Annotated in this window: 20 protein-coding genes and 1 pseudogene; 12 read left to right on the top strand and 9 right to left on the bottom strand. The window is 63.4% G+C overall.

The features are described 5' to 3' along the window. From ACR30Z_RS22310 to ACR30Z_RS22355, 10 genes and pseudogenes are all read left to right on the top strand, one after another. A pseudogene (locus ACR30Z_RS22310) lies at positions 1–198 on the top strand (lipoyl synthase); the annotation flags it as partial. Between the two features lie 594 nt (positions 199–792). Beyond that, positions 793–1248: a hypothetical protein gene (locus ACR30Z_RS22315; RefSeq protein ID WP_434374643.1), complete on the top strand. Its 456-nt coding sequence runs from the start codon at positions 793–795 to the stop codon at positions 1246–1248. A gap of 84 nt (positions 1249–1332) precedes the next feature. Beyond that, positions 1333–2187: a COG1470 family protein gene (locus ACR30Z_RS22320; RefSeq protein ID WP_144653284.1), complete on the top strand. Its 855-nt coding sequence runs from the start codon at positions 1333–1335 to the stop codon at positions 2185–2187. Between the two features lies 1 nt (position 2188). Then, positions 2189–2704 (top strand): hypothetical protein, encoded by a 516-nt coding sequence (locus ACR30Z_RS22325; protein WP_434374644.1) that lies wholly within the window; start codon positions 2189–2191, stop codon positions 2702–2704. After that, complete coding sequence (locus ACR30Z_RS22330) at positions 2701–3972, top strand: hypothetical protein (RefSeq protein WP_434374645.1); 1272 nt, start codon at positions 2701–2703, stop codon at positions 3970–3972. The genes ACR30Z_RS22325 and ACR30Z_RS22330 overlap by 4 nt, the downstream gene beginning before the upstream one ends. A gap of 157 nt (positions 3973–4129) precedes the next feature. After that, positions 4130–5194, top strand: a complete 1065-nt coding sequence (locus tag ACR30Z_RS22335) for an FUSC family protein (protein WP_434374646.1) — start codon at positions 4130–4132, stop codon at positions 5192–5194. A 99-nt stretch (positions 5195–5293) separates the two neighbouring features. Next, positions 5294–5791 (top strand): MarR family winged helix-turn-helix transcriptional regulator, encoded by a 498-nt coding sequence (locus ACR30Z_RS22340; protein ID WP_434374647.1) that lies wholly within the window; start codon positions 5294–5296, stop codon positions 5789–5791. Between the two features lie 84 nt (positions 5792–5875). Beyond that, a complete protein-coding gene (locus tag ACR30Z_RS22345; protein WP_434374648.1) occupies positions 5876–6277 on the top strand; it encodes a hypothetical protein in 402 nt (133 codons plus the stop codon). Then, positions 6274–7164 carry a serine/threonine-protein kinase gene (locus tag ACR30Z_RS22350; RefSeq protein WP_434374649.1) on the top strand — a complete coding sequence of 297 codons (891 nt, stop codon included), beginning with the start codon at positions 6274–6276 and terminating at the stop codon, positions 7162–7164. Before ACR30Z_RS22345 ends, ACR30Z_RS22350 begins: the two co-directional genes overlap by 4 nt. A gap of 72 nt (positions 7165–7236) precedes the next feature. After that, a complete protein-coding gene (locus ACR30Z_RS22355; protein ID WP_144653279.1) occupies positions 7237–7497 on the top strand; it encodes a GlsB/YeaQ/YmgE family stress response membrane protein in 261 nt (86 codons plus the stop codon). Positions 7498–7560: 63 nt separating this feature from the next. On the opposite strand, the gene ACR30Z_RS22360 is transcribed toward ACR30Z_RS22355, so the two are convergent. The 5 genes from ACR30Z_RS22360 to ACR30Z_RS22380 form a co-directional block, all read right to left on the bottom strand. Further along, entirely contained in the window at positions 7561–9072 is a 1512-nt protein-coding gene (locus ACR30Z_RS22360; RefSeq protein WP_434374650.1) for a leucyl aminopeptidase, read from the bottom strand. Next, positions 9069–10787, bottom strand: a complete 1719-nt coding sequence (locus tag ACR30Z_RS22365; protein WP_144653277.1) for an MFS transporter — start codon at positions 10785–10787, stop codon at positions 9069–9071. The genes ACR30Z_RS22360 and ACR30Z_RS22365 overlap by 4 nt, the downstream gene beginning before the upstream one ends. A 115-nt stretch (positions 10788–10902) precedes the next feature. Continuing rightward, positions 10903–12705: an SLC13 family permease gene (locus ACR30Z_RS22370; protein ID WP_434374651.1), complete on the bottom strand. Its 1803-nt coding sequence runs from the start codon at positions 12703–12705 to the stop codon at positions 10903–10905. Between the two features lie 9 nt (positions 12706–12714). Beyond that, complete coding sequence (locus ACR30Z_RS22375; RefSeq protein WP_144653275.1) at positions 12715–13119, bottom strand: hypothetical protein; 405 nt, start codon at positions 13117–13119, stop codon at positions 12715–12717. An 80-nt stretch (positions 13120–13199) separates the two neighbouring features. Next, positions 13200–15836, bottom strand: a complete 2637-nt coding sequence (locus tag ACR30Z_RS22380) for a LuxR C-terminal-related transcriptional regulator (protein WP_434374652.1) — start codon at positions 15834–15836, stop codon at positions 13200–13202. Between the two features lie 127 nt (positions 15837–15963). Here ACR30Z_RS22380 and ACR30Z_RS22385 point away from each other — a divergent pair, with 127 nt between their 5' ends. Next, positions 15964–16560, top strand: coding sequence for a DedA family protein (locus ACR30Z_RS22385; protein WP_244296949.1), 597 nt, complete (start codon positions 15964–15966; stop codon positions 16558–16560). Between the two features lie 15 nt (positions 16561–16575). On the opposite strand, the gene cls is transcribed toward ACR30Z_RS22385, so the two are convergent. Genes cls through ACR30Z_RS22400 form a run of 3 tightly spaced genes read right to left on the bottom strand, consistent with a single transcriptional unit; the run spans position 16576 to position 19534 of the window. Then, on the bottom strand, positions 16576–18042 hold the full coding sequence (gene cls, locus ACR30Z_RS22390; protein ID WP_144653273.1) for a cardiolipin synthase: 1467 nt from the start codon (positions 18040–18042) through the stop codon (positions 16576–16578). 6 nt (positions 18043–18048) lie between these two features. Further along, a complete protein-coding gene (locus tag ACR30Z_RS22395; RefSeq protein ID WP_434374653.1) occupies positions 18049–19113 on the bottom strand; it encodes an AI-2E family transporter in 1065 nt (354 codons plus the stop codon). 43 nt (positions 19114–19156) lie between these two features. Next, positions 19157–19534, bottom strand: a complete 378-nt coding sequence (locus ACR30Z_RS22400; RefSeq protein WP_144653271.1) for an SHOCT domain-containing protein — start codon at positions 19532–19534, stop codon at positions 19157–19159. A gap of 293 nt (positions 19535–19827) precedes the next feature. Between ACR30Z_RS22400 and ACR30Z_RS22405 the strand changes: the two genes are divergently transcribed. Then, positions 19828–21039: a hypothetical protein gene (locus tag ACR30Z_RS22405; protein ID WP_434374654.1), complete on the top strand. Its 1212-nt coding sequence runs from the start codon at positions 19828–19830 to the stop codon at positions 21037–21039. On the opposite strand, the gene ACR30Z_RS22410 is transcribed toward ACR30Z_RS22405, so the two are convergent. After that, positions 21036–21791, bottom strand: coding sequence for a ZIP family metal transporter (locus tag ACR30Z_RS22410; RefSeq protein ID WP_144653269.1), 756 nt, complete (start codon positions 21789–21791; stop codon positions 21036–21038). The genes ACR30Z_RS22405 and ACR30Z_RS22410 overlap by 4 nt on opposite strands. Positions 21792–22121 lie beyond the last annotated feature (330 nt).

The following is a 22121-nucleotide window of genomic DNA, read 5'->3' on the forward strand; positions in this document are numbered from 1 at the left end:
CTCCAGCACGAGGCCGAGGAGATCGGCTTCCTGGGTGTCATGTCCGGGCCGTTGGTGCGGTCCTCGTACCGGGCAGGCCGTTTGTGGGCCACCGCGATGCGGAAGAAGGGCTGGGAAATCCCCGCAGCCCTGGCCCACATCGAGTCCTCCGGCACCACACGCCAGGAAGCCTCCACCATCCTGGCCGCCCACGGCTAAACCCCCGAACCACACACCAGCAGTACCGAAGGACCGGATGCCATGCGTAACGGCGTCCGGTCCTTCGACGTCTAAACCGTCGAGCGCAAACAGCCCGGCGCTAAGCCGTGACTCCAAAAGCATCGAACGCCAGCGCAGTTTTGGCTCAAGACGCGCACAATCTTTGCGCAGCACCGCCAATTGCCGGCCTGGGCGTCGCACAGAACAGCCGTGTCTCGCAGGGATTGGTTGTTCGCGGTGCGCGTCACTGAAAAGGCACCGGGAGCGGGTTCGTCCGCGTCCTGCGCTCGGGCCTCGCATCCCAGTGTTGGCAAGGCAGGACTCCCTCGTTCCGCGTGTCAGAAACCAGGTCAGACGCAGCTGTTGCCTACCAGCCAAGCAAGTGGTCAAAACCCCGAAAACTGAGTACCCGGGGGCCGGAAGGGCGTATTTCCGACCACTTGTTCGGGCCTAAAAGAGGCGTACACCCAAGAGTAGCCACGGGTCCTGTGCTGGCTGAACTATTGGGGGCATCGCTTCATCCGCCAGCAACGGCCGGATGCTGGGGGTTGCGCTGCGGCTCCCCGGTACATCGATCAACCAAGGAGTCTTACCATGCGCAAACTTTCCAAGAAGAGCCGGATCACAGCAGCCGTCGCTGGCGTGGCTTTGGTGGCAGTCGGCGGCGGCGCTGCCTACGCCTACTGGACCACCACGGGCTCCGGAAGCGGCTCGGCGACGAACTCCGCCGGCGGTGGCACGGTCACGCTTCACGCCACGTTTGCTGGCGGCCTTGCCCCGGGAAACCAGGTCCCGGTCGCGTACACAGCCGACAACGCCACAACGTCAGGCACCGTGGTGGGAGCCCTGAGCGCCAACGTGACCACCAACGTGGCCGGCTGTCTCCCCGCCTGGTTTGAGGTCACTGCGGTAACCACCAACACGCTCGTCGCAGCCAACACCACCGGAACGTCCGTGGGTAGCGGAACCCTGAAGTTCAACGACAGTGGCACGGTCAACCAGGATGCCTGCAAGTCCGCCATCGTGACAGTCAACGTCGCCAGCGAGTAGTCGCTGCCCGCCGGGGCCCATCCGCGAGTGGTGGTCCCCGGCCCAGGTTTTCCGTCCAAGCGCGTCCGTCCGAAAAGAGGCTCCATGCAACCCCAGCCAGTACGCATGAGGATGCCGCTCAGCCGCGCGGGTATCGCCGTCAAGGCGGCGCTCCTCACAGTGTTGGTTGTCTTGGCGTCCGTGGCATCCCTCGGCGCCAGCGGCGGGCAAAGCAACGGAAAAATGGCCGAGGCCAAGGCCGTGGCCGCCATCCAGCTGGCTCTCTCGCCTTCGAGCCGCAGCCTGGACCAGGGTCAGTCGGCAACATTCGATGCCACGGTGTCCTCGAGCGGAGGCTATTTGGGGCCTGTGGCCTTCTCAGCGGCCGGGCTGCCTTCAGGAACGACGGCGGCATGGTCGCCGTCGTCGGTTGTGGTGAACTCCGGCAGCACTGCCAAGGCGACATTAACGATCTTCACGAGCCCCACCACGCCGGCGGGAAAAGTCGATTTCACAGTGACGGGCACCAGCGGCACCATCAAGTCGAATGCCGCCAAGGGGCAGTTGCACGTGAAGGAAGTCAAGCGAAACTTCGGGGTCACCGGCTCGCTCCAGGGGCCGCTGGCTCCGGGAGTGTCCTTGCCCTTGGACTTGCAGATCTCCAACCCGGAGAACAAGAGCATCGCGGTAACCAACGTGTCAGCTTCCATTAGCCAAGTGGTTCGTACGCCGGCAGCCATCGCCGCCGGACTTCCGTGCAGCAGCGCGGATTACAACGTCACCCAATTCACCGGCACGTACCCCTTCGACGTCCAGCCGGGATCCACCTCGCTGTCCGCTTTGGGGATTCCCCAAGCAAGTTGGCCCCGGATCAGCATGCTGGACACCCTGCAACTCCAAGACGGATGCAAGGGCGCCACACTCGAACTCACCTACTCCGGGACGGGACAGGCGAACTGACATGAAGATGACTGCCCGGACTCCTCGCACACCCCGCGCCGGACGGCTGGCACGAACCGCGGCCGCTACTGTGGCGCTCTGCGTCCTCGGCGGTGCAGGGTCCGCCTACGCGTACTGGACCAGCACAGGCCTTGGCGCCGGTTCGGCTACCAACGGGACCATGCAAACGGTCATTGTGGATGCGCTTATTGCGGGCGACACCCCGCAGAACAGCCTTGTCCCAGGCGGAACAGCCGACGTCATCCTTCGAGCCACGAACCCCAATGCCCATACCGTCACCATCTACGGATTGGCTGCAAACGGAGCAGTGACAGCGGACGCCGCCCACCCTGGTTGCACCACCACAGGGGTGACGTTTACCCCACCTCCCGTTCCGGTGGCCCCACCTGTGACTATCCAGCCAAACTCGTCCATCCTGCTGACGCTGCCGGACTCGGCCAGCATGAGCGCAGCCTCACTCTCCGCCTGCCAAGGATCCCAATTCCGCATTCCCGTAACACTGGAGGTCCGGAAGTGAAGCAGCACAGCAAGTCCTTGGCGCGGCAGTCCCGGTCAGTAACCATGGGCCGTTGGAACCGTGTGATGGTGATCGTGGTCGGCATTCTCCTGGTTTCGTGGGGAGGGCCGGCCGCCAGTGCGTTCTGGAGCACGGTCAGCAGCAGCAACTTCGCCGCTGCCAAGGCCGACACCGTCAACCCAGGTGCCAAGCCGGCCGCCGTGGTGGGCACTGCCGGCAGCGTCACGGTGACGTGGACGGCAAGTACGACGGCGGCAGGCAGGTCCGCGACCGGGTACAGCATCGCTCGCTACGCCTCCGCGACTGGCGGGACCAGAGTCCCGGCGGCAGGCACCTGCGCCGGCACTGTGGCTGCGCTGAGTTGCACGGACACTGCGCCCACAGGCACGTGGTATTACGCGGTGACGCCCATGCTTTCGTTATGGCAAGGGTCGGAGAGCCTGCGAAGCACGGCAACTGCGGTGGATGCTACGGCCCCGGGGGCTCCCACGGTGAACGCGCCAACGTACGTGATTGCGACCACCGCAGCCAACATCACCGCCACGGGCACCGCCGAAGCCAATTCATCGGTCCTCCTCACCGTCACCGACGCCGGTTCGCTGCACAGCGTGACCAAGACTGTTACCGCAAACGGGGCGGGCGCGTGGACGGCCTCAGCATTGAATCTGAGTACTCTCAACGACGGCCTTGTCACCTACTCTGCACGCGCCACTGACGCCGCAGGAAACACCGGTGCGGCGGGTAGCGATACGTCCACCAAGGACGTCATCGCACCGACGGTTACCGGTGTGCAGCTCAGCAACGGCGGAAGCCTCCCAGGCAGGATCGAACGCGACGACCTTGTGACCCTGACGTTCTCGGAACCTTTGGACGCAAGCGCCATCTGCAGTGCCTGGACAAGCGACACCGCCACCCAAACGCTCAATGGCAACAGCCAGGTGCTTGTCTCGGTGAGCTCCTCTGACAACCTGACTGTTACATCGAGCGGCTGCTCCACGCTGAAGTACGGCACCGTGGCGCTCGTCGGCGACTACGAAACGTCGGGATCCATGACGTTCAGTGGGTCCGGCAGCAACGCGTCAGTCCTGCAGTGGAACCCCGTGGCCAGGACCCTCACCCTGACCCTGGGAACCATGTCCGGTTCAGGGAACACTGTCGCCCAGAACCCTGCCGCTGCAAAGTTCACCCCGGCCTCCGGATTGACGGACATTGCGGGCAACCCGATCGCCCCCGCGCAGTTCACGAGCCCAACGACGTCGAGGTTCTAGCTCCGCAACATAAGCCTGGACAGTGCCCCTGGTGCGTGATGAGGGGCACTATCCGGACTCAATCCCGGGGTAGCCCAATGGCCGGCGCGTAATCTTGAAAGCGGACGCCAGCGCCGCCGTCGTACGTTTGATCCTGCGACGAAAGGCGAGCCGCCCCTTGAAGGCTGTAGCGGAACTGTTCACGATGGGTCCTGGAAACAAGGACCACCATCCCGCCCTCCGCTGCGCTGTCGGTGTGTTTGTGCCGCTGATTACCCTGACGCTGCTTGGCCGATTGGATCTTGCGGTGTTTGCATCGTTTGGGGCGTTCACCGGAATCTATGGCCGCAACGAGCCCCACAGTGTTCGCTTCCGCAGCCAGTTGCGTGCTGGCGGCTTCATGCTTTTGGTGATCCTTTTGGCCACGCTCATGGCCCGCTTTGCCCAAGCCTGGGGGATCGCAGGTGCAGAGTATTCGTGGCTCCTGACCGCCGCCACCACTGTAGTGGCCGGCGCGTGCTCTGTAGTAGTTGCCGCTTGGCGGCTCCGCCCTGGCGGGTCCCTCTTTCATATTTTTGCGTTTGCTGCCATCGCGTCCATCGCAGCCCAGCCGCCTCTCTGGGAAGCCATGCTGGTGGCGGTCCTGACCACCGTCTTCTGCCTGCTGGTCGGCATGTCCTCACGGGTGCTCAAGAGCCATCGAACGCCTTGGAAGCGTCCGCCGCGCATCCGCCACACCGGTGCTGAGCGCCGGGCGATGTGGCTCGAGGGAGGCGGCTACGTGGTGGCTGCCGGCCTGGCGGGAACCATCGCAACAGTGGTGGGGGAGCGGCTCGGGTTCGGACACACCTACTGGGCCATGGTTGCAGCCGTGGTCCCGCTGGTGGGTCACTCGACGCGGCACCGCGTGAGCCGTGGAATCCAAAGAATTGCGGGAACGGTGATTGGGCTGGTGCTGCTGGCCGGCATCCTGTGGCTCAACCCCGCCCCGTGGGCCATGGTTCTGGTCATCGCGGCGTGCCAGTTCGGCGCCGAGATGTTCATTGCCCGGCAGTATCTAGTGGCGCAAGTGTTCGTGACGCCTCTGGCGCTGATTGCCACGCTCCTGGCAGCGCCGGTTGATCCTGGTTTGCTCCTGCGGGACCGCATCATCGAGACCGTCATTGGGGCCGCCGTCGGCGTTGCCGTAGTGGTGGCCCCGGCGGTGTGGCGGCGGGTGGGTGCGGCTGCCAGACAGGCCTGATTTCTCCTCACCGCGGCCGTCGGGTCGGCGGACTCCCCGCTGAGCGCCTAGGATCAATTTGTTAGACAAGCGAGATACATGTCTACCAAAGGATTGGTAATGGATGACAATCGGGGAAGTCGGGGCTACTGGTATGGGCTGGAAAATCGCAAGCGAATGGGTCCCGTGGATGTCCTGAACGCACTCCGGGACTACCGCTCGGCAGAGGCCGACATGCGACGTCGCACTCGCGCGTCCATGGGGATGGGCGAAACCGACCTTGTGGCCCTTCGTTACTTATTGGAGGCGGAACGCGCGGGCCGGCAGGTGGGGCCGAAGGAGTTGGCTGTCCGCTTGGGCGTGACGTCGGCATCCATCACGTCGCTGGTGGATCGATTGGTGCGCTCCGGGTATGTGACCAGGGAGCCGCATCCCACGGATCGCCGCGCCCTTGTCCTTCGGCCCAGCGCCGAATCCGATCATGAAGTGCGCAACACTCTGGGCGACATGCATGCTCGCATGATGGAAGTCGCAGGCACCCTCAGCGAGGAGGATTCCGCGACCGTGGTGGAATTCCTCCGCCGGATGCGACGGGCGATAGATGGCCTGGCGACATGACGCCGGTTGGACATATTTAGTAAGTACACATATAACTAGATAGCCAAGCTACTTATCCATCTAAATGTGAGAGAGAAGACGACGATGACTGTCGCCCTGCGTGAACCAGACTCCACACCCGCGGCCGGGAGTGCCGTGGAAGCTTTGACGGATCAGGTAATTCCCCTGGGGCCGGTACACTGCGGCGCCAACATGGCCATCTCGGCAGGGCCGACCCACGATTCCATGAAGTGGGTCTCCGTGGAGCCGATCTGGCCCGAATGGGCTTGCGGCTGCGGCTTCCGGATGGACATCGACGCCGTCGATCCCGTCAGCGGTGTCTGGATCGCGGCACTCCGCCGTCAAAGCCTGCAGCACGAGCTTGCCATTGCGCAGAACACCCTTCAACTGGCCTTCAAGAAGGCTGTTCAGGCAGGCGTAGAGCCCCATGCTCTGGCCGACGCCGCCGGCGTGCCGTCCACGGACATCGAAAGTCTCCTTCGGTGACGTTGATTGATGCCCCTGCCGTCCGCGCCGATCGCGGGGCAGGGCCTTCTGGTCACGATTCCGGTGTGCGGGATGTGGTGCTCGGTGGGCGTTATCGATTGGGCGCCCCACTGGGTGGAGGCTCCGAGGCGTACGTCAACGAAGCAATCGACCTGCGCACCGGCACTTCCGTGGCAGTGAAGATCTTCAGAACCAGGGGCGGAGCTCCTTTCGACAGGGAGATGGCAACCCACAGCCGACTTCGGCACAGGAACATCGTCCGCGTGATCGGCTCCGGAGGCCAGGGGGACGGGAGCAAGGAGCTTCCTGACGACCAAGACTGGGGCGGGAACTACCTGGTCATGGATCTTGTGGAGGGCCGGGACCTGAGATCGCTCCTACGTCACGCTCCTGCCTCCGAACACCAGACGGTGGCGTGGATGACGGGAATTGCGCGGGCATTGACCTACTTGCATCGTCGCGGAATTGTTCACAACGACATCAAGCCAGGCAACATCCTGGTGGATTTCGCAGCCGATCCGGGAGGTCCGGGCATAGCCAAACTGACCGACTTCGGCATTGCCATCAAAGGACGCCAGGAGGCCCCGAAGTCCTCCTCCGGCACTCCTCACTACCTGAGCCCAGAAGAAGTGCGGGGTGGAGAGTCCACGTCCGCGAGCGACATCTACTCCTTGGGCCTCGTTGCCTTGGAGTGCCTGACCGGAACCAAGGCGTTCCCGGGTGCTCCACTTGAGTCGATGGTGGCCAGAACGCTGGGCGAACCAAGAATTCCCGGCACGGTACGGCGTCGCTGGTCCATGGTGCTTCATGCCATGACTGACCCCGTACCTGCCGGCAGGCCGTCTGCCAGCCAGGTCGTCGGTATGCTCCGACGGCTCAGCTGGTAGCCAACAATCAGGTCCATAGCGGCGCGGAACAGTCGCCGGACTAGGACCTTGTGACGAAAGAGAGAATGAAAAATGGGAATCATCGGTTGGATCGTTTTGGGTTTGATTGCCGGAGCCATCGCCAAGGCCATTAAGCCTGGCAAGCAGGGCGGCGGCTGGATCGCTACGCTGCTGCTCGGCGTCGTTGGCGCCATCCTGGGTGGATGGATTGGCAGCGCCCTCTTCAACGTTGGCATCAGCGAGTTCTGGTCCCTGTCCACCTGGCTGCTGGCCATCGGTGGCGCGCTGATCGTGCTCATCATCTGGGGATTGCTCACGCGCAAGAAGGCCTGACCGCCTGCACGCCCAAGAGGCCCCGACGCTGCTGCGTCGGGGCCTCTTCTGCGTTCCGGGCGACTAGTCGGCCGAGTAGTTCAGGGCAAGGTCGATCAACAGGCGCGCACCGAACCCCGTGGCTCCCTTGCTCCGCCACGCATCGTCCTTGTCCGATTGCATGGTGCCAGCGATGTCGATGTGGGCCCACGGAGTGTCGCCCACAAACTCTGCCAGGAACAGAGCGGCAGTGGTGGCGCCGGCAAAAGGGCCACCAAGGTTGGAAATATCCGCAATGTCCGAATCCAGCTGCGCGCGATAGGCCCTTTCCAAGGGGAGCTGCCACAACTGTTCGTCTGCCCGGACGCCCGACTCCAGCACACGGTCCACCAAGCGTTGCTCGTTGCCAAACACCGGGGCGGTGAGCTGGCCCAAGGACAAGAGCGCGTTGCCCGTAAGGGTGGCGATGTCGACGATCCCGTCCACCTTGTCCTCTATGGCCAGCGTGAGGGCATCGCACATCACAAGGCGACCTTCGGCGTCGGTATTCTTGACCTCGATGGTGAGCCCGCTGCGGGTGGTGAGGACGTCCCCCAATTTGTAGGCAGAGCCGGCAGGCATGTTGTCCGTGCACATCAGGAACCCGGTCACGGCGGAGGTGCACCCGAGATCACGGAGTGCGGTGAACACGGCCAGCACTGCGGCAGCGCCACCCATGTCCATCTTCATGAGCAAGTGCATGGGATCGCTGGGTTTGAGGCTGACGCCGCCGGAGTCGTACATGATGCCCTTGCCCACCAAACCAAGGTGGCCCGATGGTGTCCCCTCGGGTCGGTAGCTGAGCTTGATCATGCGGGGTTCCTGGGCGCTGCCGGCGTTGACGCCGAGGAGTCCCCCGCAGCGGAGGTCAATCAACTGCTGTTTGTCGAACTCCTCAACCTCGAACCCGAATCGTTCGGCCAGTTCCTTGGCGGCCGCGCCCAAACCGACGGCTGTCAGGTGGCTCGGCGGAGCGTTGCACAGATCCCTGGCGATGGCTGTTGCCCGCACCTTCACCCGACCGGTGGCCAAGCCGCGGGTTGCAGCTTCGGTGTCCACGCCCGGGGCGAGGAACTGCACCAAGGCCAGCGGGGTCTCCTTGTGCTTGCTCTTCAGCGTGTCATAGCTGTAACGGGCCAGCAGCACGCCCTCCGCCAGGACCTGGCCCAAGCGCTCGGCGTCCATCCCCGGGGTGTCCGGCAGTTCGAACCCAATCCGGGAGTGCCGTTGAGTGGCGCGGACCAGGGCTGCGGCGGCTTTACGCCAGCCGTCGGTGTCCAAGGAGCCCGGTTTTCCTCCACCAACGGCCACCACCAAGGTTCCGGAGGCGTTGGCCAGTTGCAAGGTGGTCCCGGGCTTTCCGTCGAAGCCGGCACGTTCCAGCGTCTCGCGGTTCAGTCCTACCGAGGCTGGAACGTCACCCTCCGCAGGTACTACGACGCCGATCGCGTCGAGCTGGCCGAAAGCGTCAACAAACTCCAGTTCAGGTTCGGCCCGATCCACGGATGGGATGGCTGAGAAAGCTTCCGGTATCAGTTTGTAGGGTTCGTGGTTCACCGTTTCGCCTGTTCTGTAGAGGTGCCATCTGATGGTGTGCTGCGGCGCGCGGCAGATTCGTCGTCCGGAATCGCGTCGGGATCGTCGGGTTCGAGTTGTTCGGGCAGGTCGCCCTTCATTCGGCCGGGCATGCGGCCAGCCGGAACGATCGCCAGGAGAGCCAAACCTGACAGGCCAAGAAGGGAGATCTGCAGTGCACGGAGGCGGGCGTCCGAGTTGACCTCAATCGCGGCAGCCAGTTCGGAAGGGCTGCTCACCCGGTCCCCGATGGCCGCCTCCACTTGGGCGTTGGTCATGAAGTCGGCTTCGTTGATGTTCACCTTCTGTATCAGCTCGGGGGAGACTTCCGGATGCGCGGCGGCGCCGCTGGCTATCAGTGAGGAAAGCATTCCGACGGCGAACGCGCTCGCCACTGCTATACCCACGCTGCCCGCGAGGTTGTGCACCAGGCCGCGCCACGCACCGACGTCGCCGGCCAAGTCACGGGGAGCTGCGGTCAGCAGCGAGTTGAACACCAAGGCCACAATCGCTCCTTGGCCCAACCCCAGCAGGATCAGCCCCAACACCACGAACAGCTGCCCCCAGTCGTTCCGGATGGTGAAGGCGATCAGGATCAGTGCGCCGGCCACCACCACGAAGCCGCCTTGGGCAATGGTTCGCGGGGGAAACTTCTCGTACAGGAACGCCACGAAAGTGCTCGCGAGGAAGATGGACAGGGTGTACGGGATGATCGAGAAGGATGTCTCAATGCTGGTGCGCCCTTGGACTATCTGCATGTACAAAGGGATCAGGAAGTTGGCAGCCGTTCCCACGAACAGCATGGTGGCCATGCAGGCAGTGATGGCGAGTTCGGAGCTGGAAGCCAGCACCCGAAGATCGAAAATGCGGGGAAGCTTGGCGTCCTGGCGCTTCCGCACCCACCGGAAGAACACTTGTCCCGCTATGGCTCCGAGGAGGATCAGGAGTGGGGCCGGCGAGAGGCCCAGGATGTCGAAGGGCGCTTGGTTCGTCGCAAACCAGGTGCCCCACGAGGCGAGGCCGCTGAAGCCGAAACTGAGGAAAATGATGGCCACTGCGGCAATGATTGCGCCGGTCCAGTCGATCTTCAGTTGCGGCTGGGCGGGGACGGTCTTGAGCCGGAAGCTCAGCAGCACGTTGAGCGCGCCCAGGACCACCATCAGTCCGAAGGAATAGCGCCACCCGATGGTGGTGGCGAACGTGCCGGCAATCAGCAGGGCCAGGACGCCGGCCGCCGGGATGGCCGCAGCCAGGAGGCCGATGGCTTTGGCTTGCTGCTGGTCCTTGTAATTGGTGGCGATGAAGACGGTGAGGGCCGGCGCGATGAGCGCGATGACGGCACCGGAGGACGCCTGGGCAATGAACAGCATGGCGGGACTCATGCTCAGTGCAACGCCGGCCATGGCAGCTGCATGGATGGCGACGGCGATTTGGAACACCTTGCGGGTGCCGAAGCGGGCGCCAACCTTTGCGCCCAATAAGATGAACGCCGCCATCGAGAACGTGCCTGCGGTGATGGCCGTGCCCACGGAGGTTGCTGCCGTGTCCAGGTCGGTGGTGATGCCCTGCATTGAGACAGTCAATGCGTTGACGGCGAATGATGCCTGGATCTGGGTGAGGACCACCACGATCAAAGGCAGCCATGAAGCCGCTTTGACTGGTGGTGGCGACGTTGTGGAGGTGTGGTCACTGGCCATGTCTTGCTCCTGTTGTGCTGGGCCCGTTCTTGGAAAGGGCGCTTGGATACCTCACTACGGGGTTGACGGAACGGTGTGCGGACTAGCTGAGGATTGGTCTCCGATCTCTTGGGTGCTACGTCTGGAGTGGCCAGAAAACGGGAACCAACAAGATGGCAACGGCAGCGTAGAGCGCCATGATGGCCAACCCGAACTTCCAGTAGTCGCCAAAGCGGTAGCCGGCCGGCTGCATGATCATCATGTTGGCGGGAGTCGCTACCGGCGTCAGCAAGGCCGCGGAAGACGCCACGGAGACGCACATCAGCACCGTGTAGGGGTTGATGGAAGACTCTTGGGCAACCGAGAGGGCGATCGGAATAATGATCAGCGCAGTGGCAGTGTTGCTGATCAGTTGCCCGAGGACTGCAGTGACCACGAAGATTCCAACCAGCAACAACAGTGGTCCGCCGCCTCCGACCACCGACACCATGCCCTCAGCGAGGATTTCCGCGGTGCCCGTCGACGTGATGGCAGTGGACAGCGGGATCATCCCTGCCACCAGGATGAGGGTGGTCCATGCCATGGAACGGTGTGCCTGCTGGACCGTGACCACGCGGAGCACCACCATGGCCATTGCGGCCAGCAGCGCGGCGACCGGCGCGGGGATGAGGTTGGTGGCCAACAGGACCACCATGATTCCGACGACGATCAGCGCCGGTGTGGCGCGCGGCCCCAGCGGAACGGTCTGGCGGCGGATGGTGTCCGGCGAGTCCACCAGCAAAACGTTGTGATCCACGGTGTGCTGGTCCAAGGCGGACCACGTTCCCTGCAAAAGAAGCCGGTCCCCGGCGGTGATGAGTGAGCGGCCGGAGCTTTCCTGTTCGCCCGGGTGTTGGTGGGCCAACACCACCAAGGTGCCGCTCTCGGTGACCATACCGGGGTAGGCCTCTGTTCCCACCAGGTTGGAGCGGGGCGCAACCACCACTTCGGCCACGCCGTAGCTGCTGCTGATGAGTCCGCACGTCGCGTTGTCGTCCTGGGTGAGGCCATGCCGTGCGGCGAAGGTGTCGATGCGCGGTTGGCCACCGCGCACCACAATGTCGTCGCCTGCCGTGAACGTGGCCAGCGTGGATGGTTTGCCGTCCGGCTTCTGCACGCTGATCAGGTGGAGGTGCCCGCCGTCGTCATCCTCCTGGAAGCACGCAACAGGCTGCCCCACCAAGACGGAGCCAGCCGGGATGGTCAGCCGGCTCAGCCTGTCATCGCCGAGGTAGTGGGTCATGAGCGTCGCGCCGTGGGAGCCAAGATCCTTGGGGAGGGCCTCCGGGGTTCGGTTGGGCAACAGGGACGGACCGAGCCAGAGCGTCAGCCCAATGGTTCCCAGGAGCAGCGGCAATCCCACCAGGCCAAACTCGAAGAACCCGATCCCTGTGCCAGTGGTCTCCACCGCAGCGTTGAGGACCAGGATGTTGACCGGCGAGCCCGTCAGGATCAGCAACGAACCCGCATGGGCTGCGAAAGCCATCGGCATGAGGAGCTCGGAAGGGCGGCGACCCAATCGAACCGCGAGCACCACCACCATGGGCAGCAATGCCGCAACAGCTCCGTTGACGCTGATCAACGCCGTCAGCAAGGCTGTCAGCACCATCATCAAGACCATGAGCCGGCTGCGGCTCGTTCCCGAAAACCTGATGAGCAGGCTTCCCAACCACGTTGTGACCCCCGCGGCGTCAATGGCCTCGGCAACCACGAACAATGCCGCGATCAACACCACCGTCCCGCTTCCGAAGCCGGCAAAGGTGTCCTCAAGCCCTACGGTGCCCGTGCCGTACAGGGCCAAGGCTGCTCCAAGAGCCACGACCTCCACCGGTAAGCGGTTCCAAACGAACGCGGCGACCACCACGACGAGGACCAGCAACGTGATGGAGACATCTGTCATGGTGACCCGCTATCCGGATGGAGTGGCGGCCACCCTGGGCACGCATCGGAGGTTGGCGGGATCGCCAGTATAGATATCGGTGAAGGTGACATCCGTGGACGCCCCAGGCGCCAGTGTGAACCTGTCCTCAGCGAAACCCACAGGATCGCCGTTGGGACCGCGGACTACTGAAAACCGGACCACGTAGTTGTTGGTTGCGGTGCCGGGATTGGTCAATGTGGCCTTGCCGCGCCATACGTTGTCGGCGTCCGCCCCACAGAGGAATCCGCTGAGCACTTCAGGTCCTGCGTTGGGCGTGACCGTGACGGTCGCTGTGACTGTGGTTGTTGGTCCGGGTGTTGGCCCGGCACAGCCAGTCAAAGCGGCCAGCGCGACGGCGGGGAGAACTGTGAGCAGGATTGCTTCGGTTCGCATTCTCTCAGACTAGATCCGGGTTCAATCCTCGGGGTCACCCCAATTGGGTGACTGCTGGGCATTTTCCGAGGTCACGGGGCTTAGGGCAAATGTCCACATCTGTAGGCGGCGGCCACTGCGTCATGGCGTGTGCCGGCCCCGAGCTTCGAATAAATGATGCGTATGTGCGTCTTCACCGTGTTTACCGATAAATGAAGTTCCGCGGCCATCTGTTCCTGGGACAAATGGGAGGGAAGCAGCACAAGGACTTCGCGCTCCCGGGGCGTCAACGACGGCGCTCGCAGGGCGTCAGCGGGAGGCCGCAACGCCAGCAGCCGCTGGGCGAGCGCCTCCTGGGGTCCGTGTGCGCCGGCGCGTTCCACCAGAAGGTCGATGACCTCCTGCGGTGCGATGGCCAAGGGGCGGACCACTGCCAGTTCGTCCGCCAACCGCAGCGCGTCCTCAAGGAGCTTGCCGGCCAAGGTCCGCCGTCCCGTCCGGATGGCCATGGAACATTCCAAAACGGCGACATGGAGCCATGTCCACTTCAGCACTGGTGTAGCCGCGCCAGTGTGCAAGGGTCGCAACCGGTCATTCGCGGCGTCGAACCGGCTGATTCCGGCAGGGCCTTGAGCGCGCAGCAGGCACAGTTCACCGGTTCCGGGAATCCGTTCTTCTGCCCACTCCAAGACCTCGCGTGCCCGCTCTGCATGTCCCAGCGCCAATGCGGCAGTGTGCTCCATAACGGCGAGGCAGGCGGCCAGCGGTCGGGCGAAAAGATGGTCTTGGCCGACGCGCAGCCGGGCTTGCCGCATGCCATCAAGGGCATGGCGCCTGTCGCCCGAATCCAAGTGGGCGCAAGCGCTGATCATTTCCAGCATGGCGCGCATTGCAGCTCCCACCCCCTTGGAAGAGGACCCGAGTTGCCCGAGCTCCGAGGTGCCCGCAGCAGCGAACTTCAAGGCTGCGGCCGGTTCGGCGCCGAAGAGTGCGGCTGATGCGTGCAGCAGGGCACCCACCGACCTGCCTGCTCCGGCCGTCCAGACTTGTGCCGGCAACTTCTCCTCTGCTTGCCGAAGATACTCACTGGCGCGGCGCAGGTCACCTTGCGTCGAGGCGGTGGCTGCAAGCTTGAGGTAGACCTTGCCGGTCAGGTATGAGTTGCCTGCCTCAGCGGCTTCGACCAGGGCGGCGAAAGCTTCATTCTCGGCAGTCCCATAGCGCCCCTCCACAAGGGCGGCCGTGACCGAGACCATTCTGGCCTCGATCCGGATGTCGCTTTGACCTGAATAGGGGAGGGCGGCGTCGGTGATGGCAGCCTGGGGGTCCTGTTCGTCCCAACCGTCGCTGAACCAGGAAAGGCGTGCTTCCGCCAAGGTTCGAAGTTCACGCAGATCGGGAGGGGAATCGTCGGCCCAGATGCGGTTGGCAGTGGCTATGTAACGGCTGGCGGTGGTGGGCTGGCGGCTTTCCACGTGGGTCAGGGCGGCCACCACGCAGAGCCTGGGACTGGCCGCCACAAAGGATTCCGGCAAGAGCGCAATTGCCCGACGAACACGCGTAGCACCGCCGGATCCCAGGATCGCGGCCCCATGCCGCTCCAGGACTGCGCCGATCAGCTCATGGTCCGCTGAGTCCGCAGCATGCCTCAGCGCGGCGTCGGGGTCGTTGGCAGCTTCATGCCATTGAGCTGCGATCCGGTTCAGGCGCAGCAGTTCCTCGGGCTCTTTCCGGGCCAATTCCGCCCGAAAGTACGCTCGGATCAAGGGGCGGACCAGGAACACTTTTCGTCCGCTGCCGGCAGACTCCACCAAGTCCCTGTCATCGGCAAGGCTGGAGAGGATGCTTCCTGCCTGCCGGTGGCCCGCCAGTGCGTTGGCTTGGGCGGCGACCACTACGCGGCACACACTGGTGCTGGAGAGCACGTGCCGTTCTTCGCAGGAGAGTGTGCGGAGGATTTCATGGTCCAGGTACTCGGAGATCTGCCGGTTGTTGGCAGCCAGGTCGCCCACCGACATCTCGGGGTCGGCGGTTTTGCGCAGGGTACGGAGAGCAAGGACAACGCAGGCCGGCCAGCCGGCCGTCTGCCGGAACAATTCGCCCAACTGATGAATCCCCAGCAGCGTGATGGTCTTGGCTGCCAGCGCGTTGATCTCGTCCAAAGAGAAGGCGAGCTCATTGGACTGCAACTCCACGATGCGGCCGCTAAGCCGGGCAGGCCCGGGATCCACGGCTGTGCTGTCCCGGGTTGCCAGCACCAACTGGATGGGCATTTCGGTTTGGTTGAGCAGTGGTGGAATCCACCGGTTGCGTTCGTCAACAGAGAAGCCATCGACGCCGTCGATCACCAGCCGGACGGAGGTACCTGCCGCGGTCAGTGCCTCGGCGAGGTGGCCGGTGACCTCCGCGGCGTTGTCCTCTGCTCCGGAAAACCGGCGAAGCGTGCCGGCTGGGAGGGCAGGGCATTGCCGCAGCGCCCGCAGAATCGCGGGCCACAGCGCAGCCTTGTTTTGTTGGTTCGGACTGAGCCATGCCACATTGTGCTCCTGGCCGTGCAGCCACTGTCCCAGAAGCACTGTTTTGCCGTATCCGGCGGGGGCGCAAAGGAGGACTGAGTCTGTTGCGGCGTCGAGCTTGGCCACAAGTCGGGATCGAGCCAGCAGGTCCAAGGGCGGCCGGGGGACCGCCATCAGCTTGGGGCTCAAGAGGTCCGGGCGGGTACCAACTTGGTCGTCCACTCCTTCAGTGTAGGGGCGGGGCATCGAGGATTCACCCAGTCAGGGCGATCCGCGTGGCGGCCACAGGGCGTAAGGATGATCTTGGCGGCCGTGAGACGCTTGGGCGAGGCCTGGAGAGGGGTTCACCGTGCAAGCTTTCAAGGACATCATGAGTGCCGCGGATTCCGGGTGGGTCTACCCACTCGGGGCGTTCTTCGTTGCGTTGTCTGCGATCTTCCCCCCGATTCCCACCACCTCGCTGTTTGTGGCTTTGGGAGCGTTGTCGGCCACGGACGGACTTCCCAACGGCTTCTTGTTGGCGGCCGCGATGCTGGCAGGGGCTGTTGCGGGGGACCTGGGCGCCTATGAACTGGTCCGGCACCGGGACATGGCCAGCTGGAAGATACTGCGGGGGCCCCGCACGCAGAAGGCTTTGCATGCTTCCAGGGAGCGCCTGTCCAAACACGCGGCCTCGTGGGTGCTGACGTCCCGCTTTGTTCCGCTGGGGCGGCTGACCATGAATGTGGCCAGTGCGATCACCCCGGTATCGCGGGGAAGATTCATTCTTTATTCGGTCGCAGCCGGCATCCTGTGGTCGGCCTATTCGGTGGGTATTGGTGTCTTGTCCGGGCTCTTGCCCGGATTGTCCACGGAGTTCGCAGTGGTCATTGCCATCGCGTTCTCACTGCTGCTCGGCAGGGGCATCAGCGCCGGGGTGACCTGGTACCTGCAGTTGGATGAGTGACTTAACCCGGGCGTGCTATTGGAGTGATGACGTGAGCCGGGCAAGGTTGTCCAAGGCTACGTGACCCACCGGGCGGCGCAGCCAATCCTCCAGCAGCAGCTCCTTGCTGGCGGCGCGGTACCGGTCCTCCACTTCCCGCATCCGGTCCACGATTGATCGTCCATGCACCAGCACCGAGACCTCCATGTTCAAGCTGAAGGATCGGACGTCCATGTTGCTTGAGCCGATGACCGCCACGTCGTCGTCGATGGTGAAGTGCTTGGCATGCAGGACCTGTGGGGCCCGGTACAGGTAGATGCGGACGCCGGCCCGCAGGAGGACCTCATAGTACGAGCGCTGAGCGTGGTAGACCATGGCCTGGTCGCCTACCTCGGACACGAAGAGTTCAACGCTGAGGCCGCGGGAAGCGGCGGTGATGATCGCCAGCTGGATGGCTTCGTCGGGCACGAAATATGGGCTGGTGATGCTGACGCGGTGCTCCGCTTTGTAGATCAACGTGGTGTAGAGCTTCAGGTTGTTGTCGTTGTCGAAACTGGGTCCGCTGGGAAGAACTTGGGCGTCGATGAGTTCAGGGGCGGAACCCAGGACCACCGGTGAGGTATCCAACGGCAGCAGGGCTTCGGATTCGCTGTACCAATCGGTGACGAACACGGCGTTGAGCTCCCGCACCACCGGCCCCTCCAAACGGACCATCAGTTCGTGCCACTGGAGGCCCCGCCGGATGTTGCGCTTCTTGTTGTAGGACGCGTCAATGAGGTTTTGCGAGCCCGTGTAGCCCACCCTTCCATCCACCACCACGAGCTTCCGGTGGTTGCGCAGATCCGGGCGCTGCCACTGCCCTTTGAAGGGGCGCAGCGGCAACATGGCGTGCCACTCGGCTCCCATGCCATCGAAAGCCTGCAGCATGTTGCGGTACTGGGGATCACCCACTGCGGCGAGGTGATCGAAGAGGACCCGGACAGCCACACCACGTTCGCAAGCCCTCGCCATGGCCTCGAAGAAGGGGGTGGTGGTTGGGTCCAGCGCGAAGATGTAGAACTCCACGTGCACAAACTCCTCAGCCGCATCGATGTCTTCGATCATGCGGTGGAAGCTTCCGTCGTAGTCCTCCAGCAACTCGGCCCGGTTGCCGCCCACCATGGGCAGCGCGCCCAGCCTGCGGTTGAGTTCGACGGCGGAACGCAGCCAGGCGGGCCACTCGTCACTGTGGCTGACTGCTGAAAGGCCAGGCGTCCTTCCAAGCATGAGTTCGTTGACCGCACGCTGTTTTTCCCGGCGGGCCTTGGGAAGTTTGCCTCGGCCCACCAGCAGGAACGCCACCATTCCCAGGTAAGGAATGAAGATGATGGCCAACACCCAGGCAATGGCGGATGATGGCCGCCGATTGGCCGAGACCATCACGGCGGCAATTGATCCGAGTACGATGTGGAGCGCCAACAAGATGAGGGCGACGGCATCGGCGTCGAGCGTTAGTCCTGGCATGCCGCGCTACTTGGCGTTCTGCTGCGGTATGACCACCTTTTTGATGATCAGCAGAATCGAGGCCGTAGTGGGGCAGGCAATCAGCGCACCCAGCAGCCCCAGGAGCGTTCCGCCCACCATGGCGCCGATGAGGACCAGGGATCCCGGGATACTGATCGCTTTACCCACGATGCGTGGCGTCAGGAGATAGGCCTCAACCTGCATGTAGACCAGCATGACCAGGAAGACCACCAGCGCCGTAGCGGGCGAGGTGAACAGCGAAACTACCGTGATGATTGCCGTACTGATGGCGCTGCCCACCAAGGGTATGAGCGTGATGGGGAATGCCAGGACGGCTAGGACTGCCGCGTACCTGACCCCGGCGACAGACAGGAGGATGAAGGTGAAGATCGCATTGAACAAGGCGAGGATGGACATGCCGCTGAGGTATTTTCCTACTGACGCAACAATCGTGTCGGTAATCTCCGCAAACGATTCCCTGCGGGACGCCGGAACAAGTGCATAAAGACTCGACTTCATGACCTCGTGACCGGCAACGAAATAGAGGGTCAGGACCACCACGAAAACAACTGCGAATGTCCCATTCACCACGTTGTAGCCAACCTGCACGGCTCCGCCGCCAATAGCCAGCCAGACGTTGGGATCTGCTGCTGAGCTTTCCAGCCAATCCAGCAGCGGCGTCAGTGCCCCGCCCAGCGATCCGTTGAAGTCCAGGAACCATTCCTGTTCACTCACGGCCTCGAAACTGGACGGCAGCAGGCCCACCAGCGCAGCGCCTTCCTCCACCAGGATCGGAACGATGAAACGGATCAGCACGGCCACGAGCACCAGGAAACCAACAGCTACCACCAGCACTGCGCCGGCGCGTGAGAGCTTCAAGCGCTCCAGCCACCGAACCAAGGGATAAAGCCCCAATGATATGAACAGCGCCGCAAAGATCAGCGTCAGCGAGTATCGCAGGGTGATGACGGCCGAGCCCAACGCCAGGGCAACCAGCACGCCGAGTGCCGCAATAAGGCCGAATCTGAACGGCCCGCCTTCCAACAGCGGGAATGCCTTCAATCGCGTCATGCGTCCCTCTCGGCCGTACATGAATGGAGGACGGTGGCCCGAATCAGGCCAAAGCGATCTCCTTCAGGCGAGCGTACTCCGCCTCGGTGATATCTCCCGCGGCCAGCAACGCTTTGGCTGCTTCGATTTGCTGGGTGGGCGACGGTGCTCCGGCGACTTCCCGGATATATTTCTCCGTCTCTTCAACCGACTCCCGGACACGCATCTCACTGCGCAAAGCCATTCCCTTCCCGCGCATGATCACGTAGATCAAGGCGGAAATAAAGGGTGCTACGAACAGGCACAGGATCCACAATGCTTTGACGCCACCATTGAGGGCCCTGTCGCGGAGAAGGTCGGAAATAATTTGAAAGAGGAGGATCAGATAGGCAATAAAAAGAAAAGCAACAATGATGCTCCACAAAGATTCCCAAAAACTCATGGCGCCATTCCAATCGTTCGTTCGACCCGGGGGCTGGGCCGTCGTCTTTCGGCAAGGGACCCGTTCCCCAGCGGGACCACAACACCATTCTCGATTCAGTCACGCCATCCAGTGCCTGCGCGCGCTGGATCAGCAGCGATTGGACAGAAAGATCACCCACTAAGGGTGAGCGCAGGGTCTGGCTGTGACGGTTTCCCGGTCATAAATCTCCCGTAGCGCCGCGACTGAAGGGGGCGTGGAACGTTCCGCTACGCTGCTCGAAGTCACACCACACAGCACGCTAAGGGCCACCAATGATGCACTCTTCCGCCACCACCGCGCGCCCTCAACCAACGCGCGAGCTCAGTGCCGCGGGAACAGCGTTGGGGGCATTCGGCATGGTGGCCTTGCTCGGCCTTTTGGCACTCGTCCTCCAGGGCCTCGAGCGGCAATCGCCGCGGGTCGGACCCGTCTATGCCGGCTGGGCCCAGGATGCCAGCGACTCCCCGCTGGCATGCCTTCGATGGTTCCTCGGCGACATTACCGAGCCCTTGTTTTACAAGTCGGATCTCGCCGCCCTTGGCCTGCTCGCTGGTGCGGTCCTGGCCTGGTGGGCCAACCGCCGCAGGATCGAGTGGGCTGGTTCGCTCACGTACGGCACGGGTTTGTGGCCGTGGGTCCTGGCGTCGGCGTCGCTGAGTTTGCTGTTGTCCAACCTGGCGTTCGGTTGGATGCTCGACGACGGGTGGCAGCCAACGTTCGTGCCTTTCGTCTGCGTGGCTCCCGCCATGGTCCTTCTCTTCGGGAGCGGCTGGCGAACCTGCATCACCGGTGCGGTGCTCGGCGCGTTCACCGTCACGCCCTTGGCATTGCTGTTCATCCCCACCGTCTCGGAGCCGCTTGGCCTGCCTGCCGTCACAGCGAACGTCCTTGCGATGTCCTTGGGGTCGGTCATCTCATTCCTGGTCGCGCGGAGATTGAAGTGGCTTGTCCCGCGCCAGCCGGGCCCGGCCACGGCCCAGCACCGGCCGCCGTCGAGCAGTCATAAACCGGTCCTGCGCGATGCCGTATGGGCCGCGCGCCGGGTCCTCAAGGACTTCACCGAAACGCATTTCTTCGCCAACGAACTCGCTGGCGTGGGAGTGATCCTCGCCGTCGCGGTTGCGTTCGTCCTCAACCCGGGGCTGCCGTCGTACGGATCGAACCTGCTGCCCCACATCCTGTTCGCCCAGGCGCTGACCTCGGCTATCGGCATCGTCCTCTGGCGGGATTGGTACCGTGATGGCGGGTGGGCGGCCACCTACGCGTCCGTTGTATCGGTTGCGCCCGCAGCGGTCCTCGCTTTCGCTGGTTCGTGGACCGGAACAGTGGGTGGAGCCGTGCTGGGCGCAGTGCTTGCGCCGCCCATCGCAAGGGCCGTTGCCTCGCGGCTGCCTGAAGGGTTTCACCCGGTCATCGGCAACACCGCCGCCATGGCCATCGCGACGGCGGTCGCCATACCAGTGTTGGGGCTGTTGCCCCACTAGCCTCCGACGTGGTGGATGGTGAAGGCGCTGAGGAATCCGACGGCGGCCGTTAGGCCGGTGAGGTTGTGATGCTCCTCGAAGGCTTCAGGGATCATCGTGTCCGCGAGCATGGCCAGGATGCCTCCCGCGGCGATGGCTGTGATGAACGCGATCACGGTGGCGGGAGCGTTCTCCAAGGCCGTGTAGCCCAGTAGTGCGGCCAGTCCGCTGAACACCGCAATGCCGATCCAGGTCCCAAAGACGTAGGCGGGGCTGCGTCCAGCCTTCTTCATGCCGGCTGTGCTGGAAAGTCCCTCCGGGACATTGGAAATGAAGACGGCGGCCAGCATCGCCGGGCTCACCGCTCCTCCGGCGAGGAGCCCTACTCCGAGGACCACCGATTCCGGAATGCCGTCGATCAGCGCCCCTACAGCAATGGCAGTCCCACTGCCGGGCGAATCTTTTTCGGACGGTTGGGGCTCACTGGAGCGCTTGCGGTGCTTTGCTCCGGCGCGGGCCAACAGCACGTTGGAGCCTACAAAGATCAACGCACCCAAGAGAAAGCCAAGAACTGTCGGGACCAACCCGCCACCGTCCACGGCTTCGTCCACCAGTTCGAATGCCAGCGCAGAGATCAGGACGCCCGCGCCGAAGGCCATCACTGTGGACACGATCTTGGGCGGCACTTTCCACATCCAGGCAATGCCCGCGCCCAAGACCAGGGCACCGCCCGCCAGCGTTCCCCACATCAGGGCCTGCAGCCACATGGGCATCCGTCCGCCCTTTCATTGCCGGTTCATATGCATCAAGAAGTGTTTCATAAGGTTCCTGCGGAACAGCAAAAAGTCTTGAGGTTTTCCTGAGGAACTGTTGACCGATTACAGGATTGGTTCTTGATCCGGGCCCGGCAAAGTATTTCTTGTCAGCCACACAGGCAGACAAACCAACAGGCAGACAAACCAACAGGCCGGCCGATCACGGTGGCCAACCGAAAGGACACTGATTCCCATGGCCATCAGCCTCAAGACCACCTCCGGCAAGATCCTCGCTTCGGTCGCACTGGTCGGCACCGCCGCCGCCGTCGCCGGCATGGGCACCTACGG

Origin of the sequence: Paenarthrobacter sp. FR1 (assembly GCF_051106045.1) — a bacterium.
GTDB lineage: Bacteria > Actinomycetota > Actinomycetes > Actinomycetales > Micrococcaceae > Arthrobacter > Arthrobacter nitroguajacolicus_A.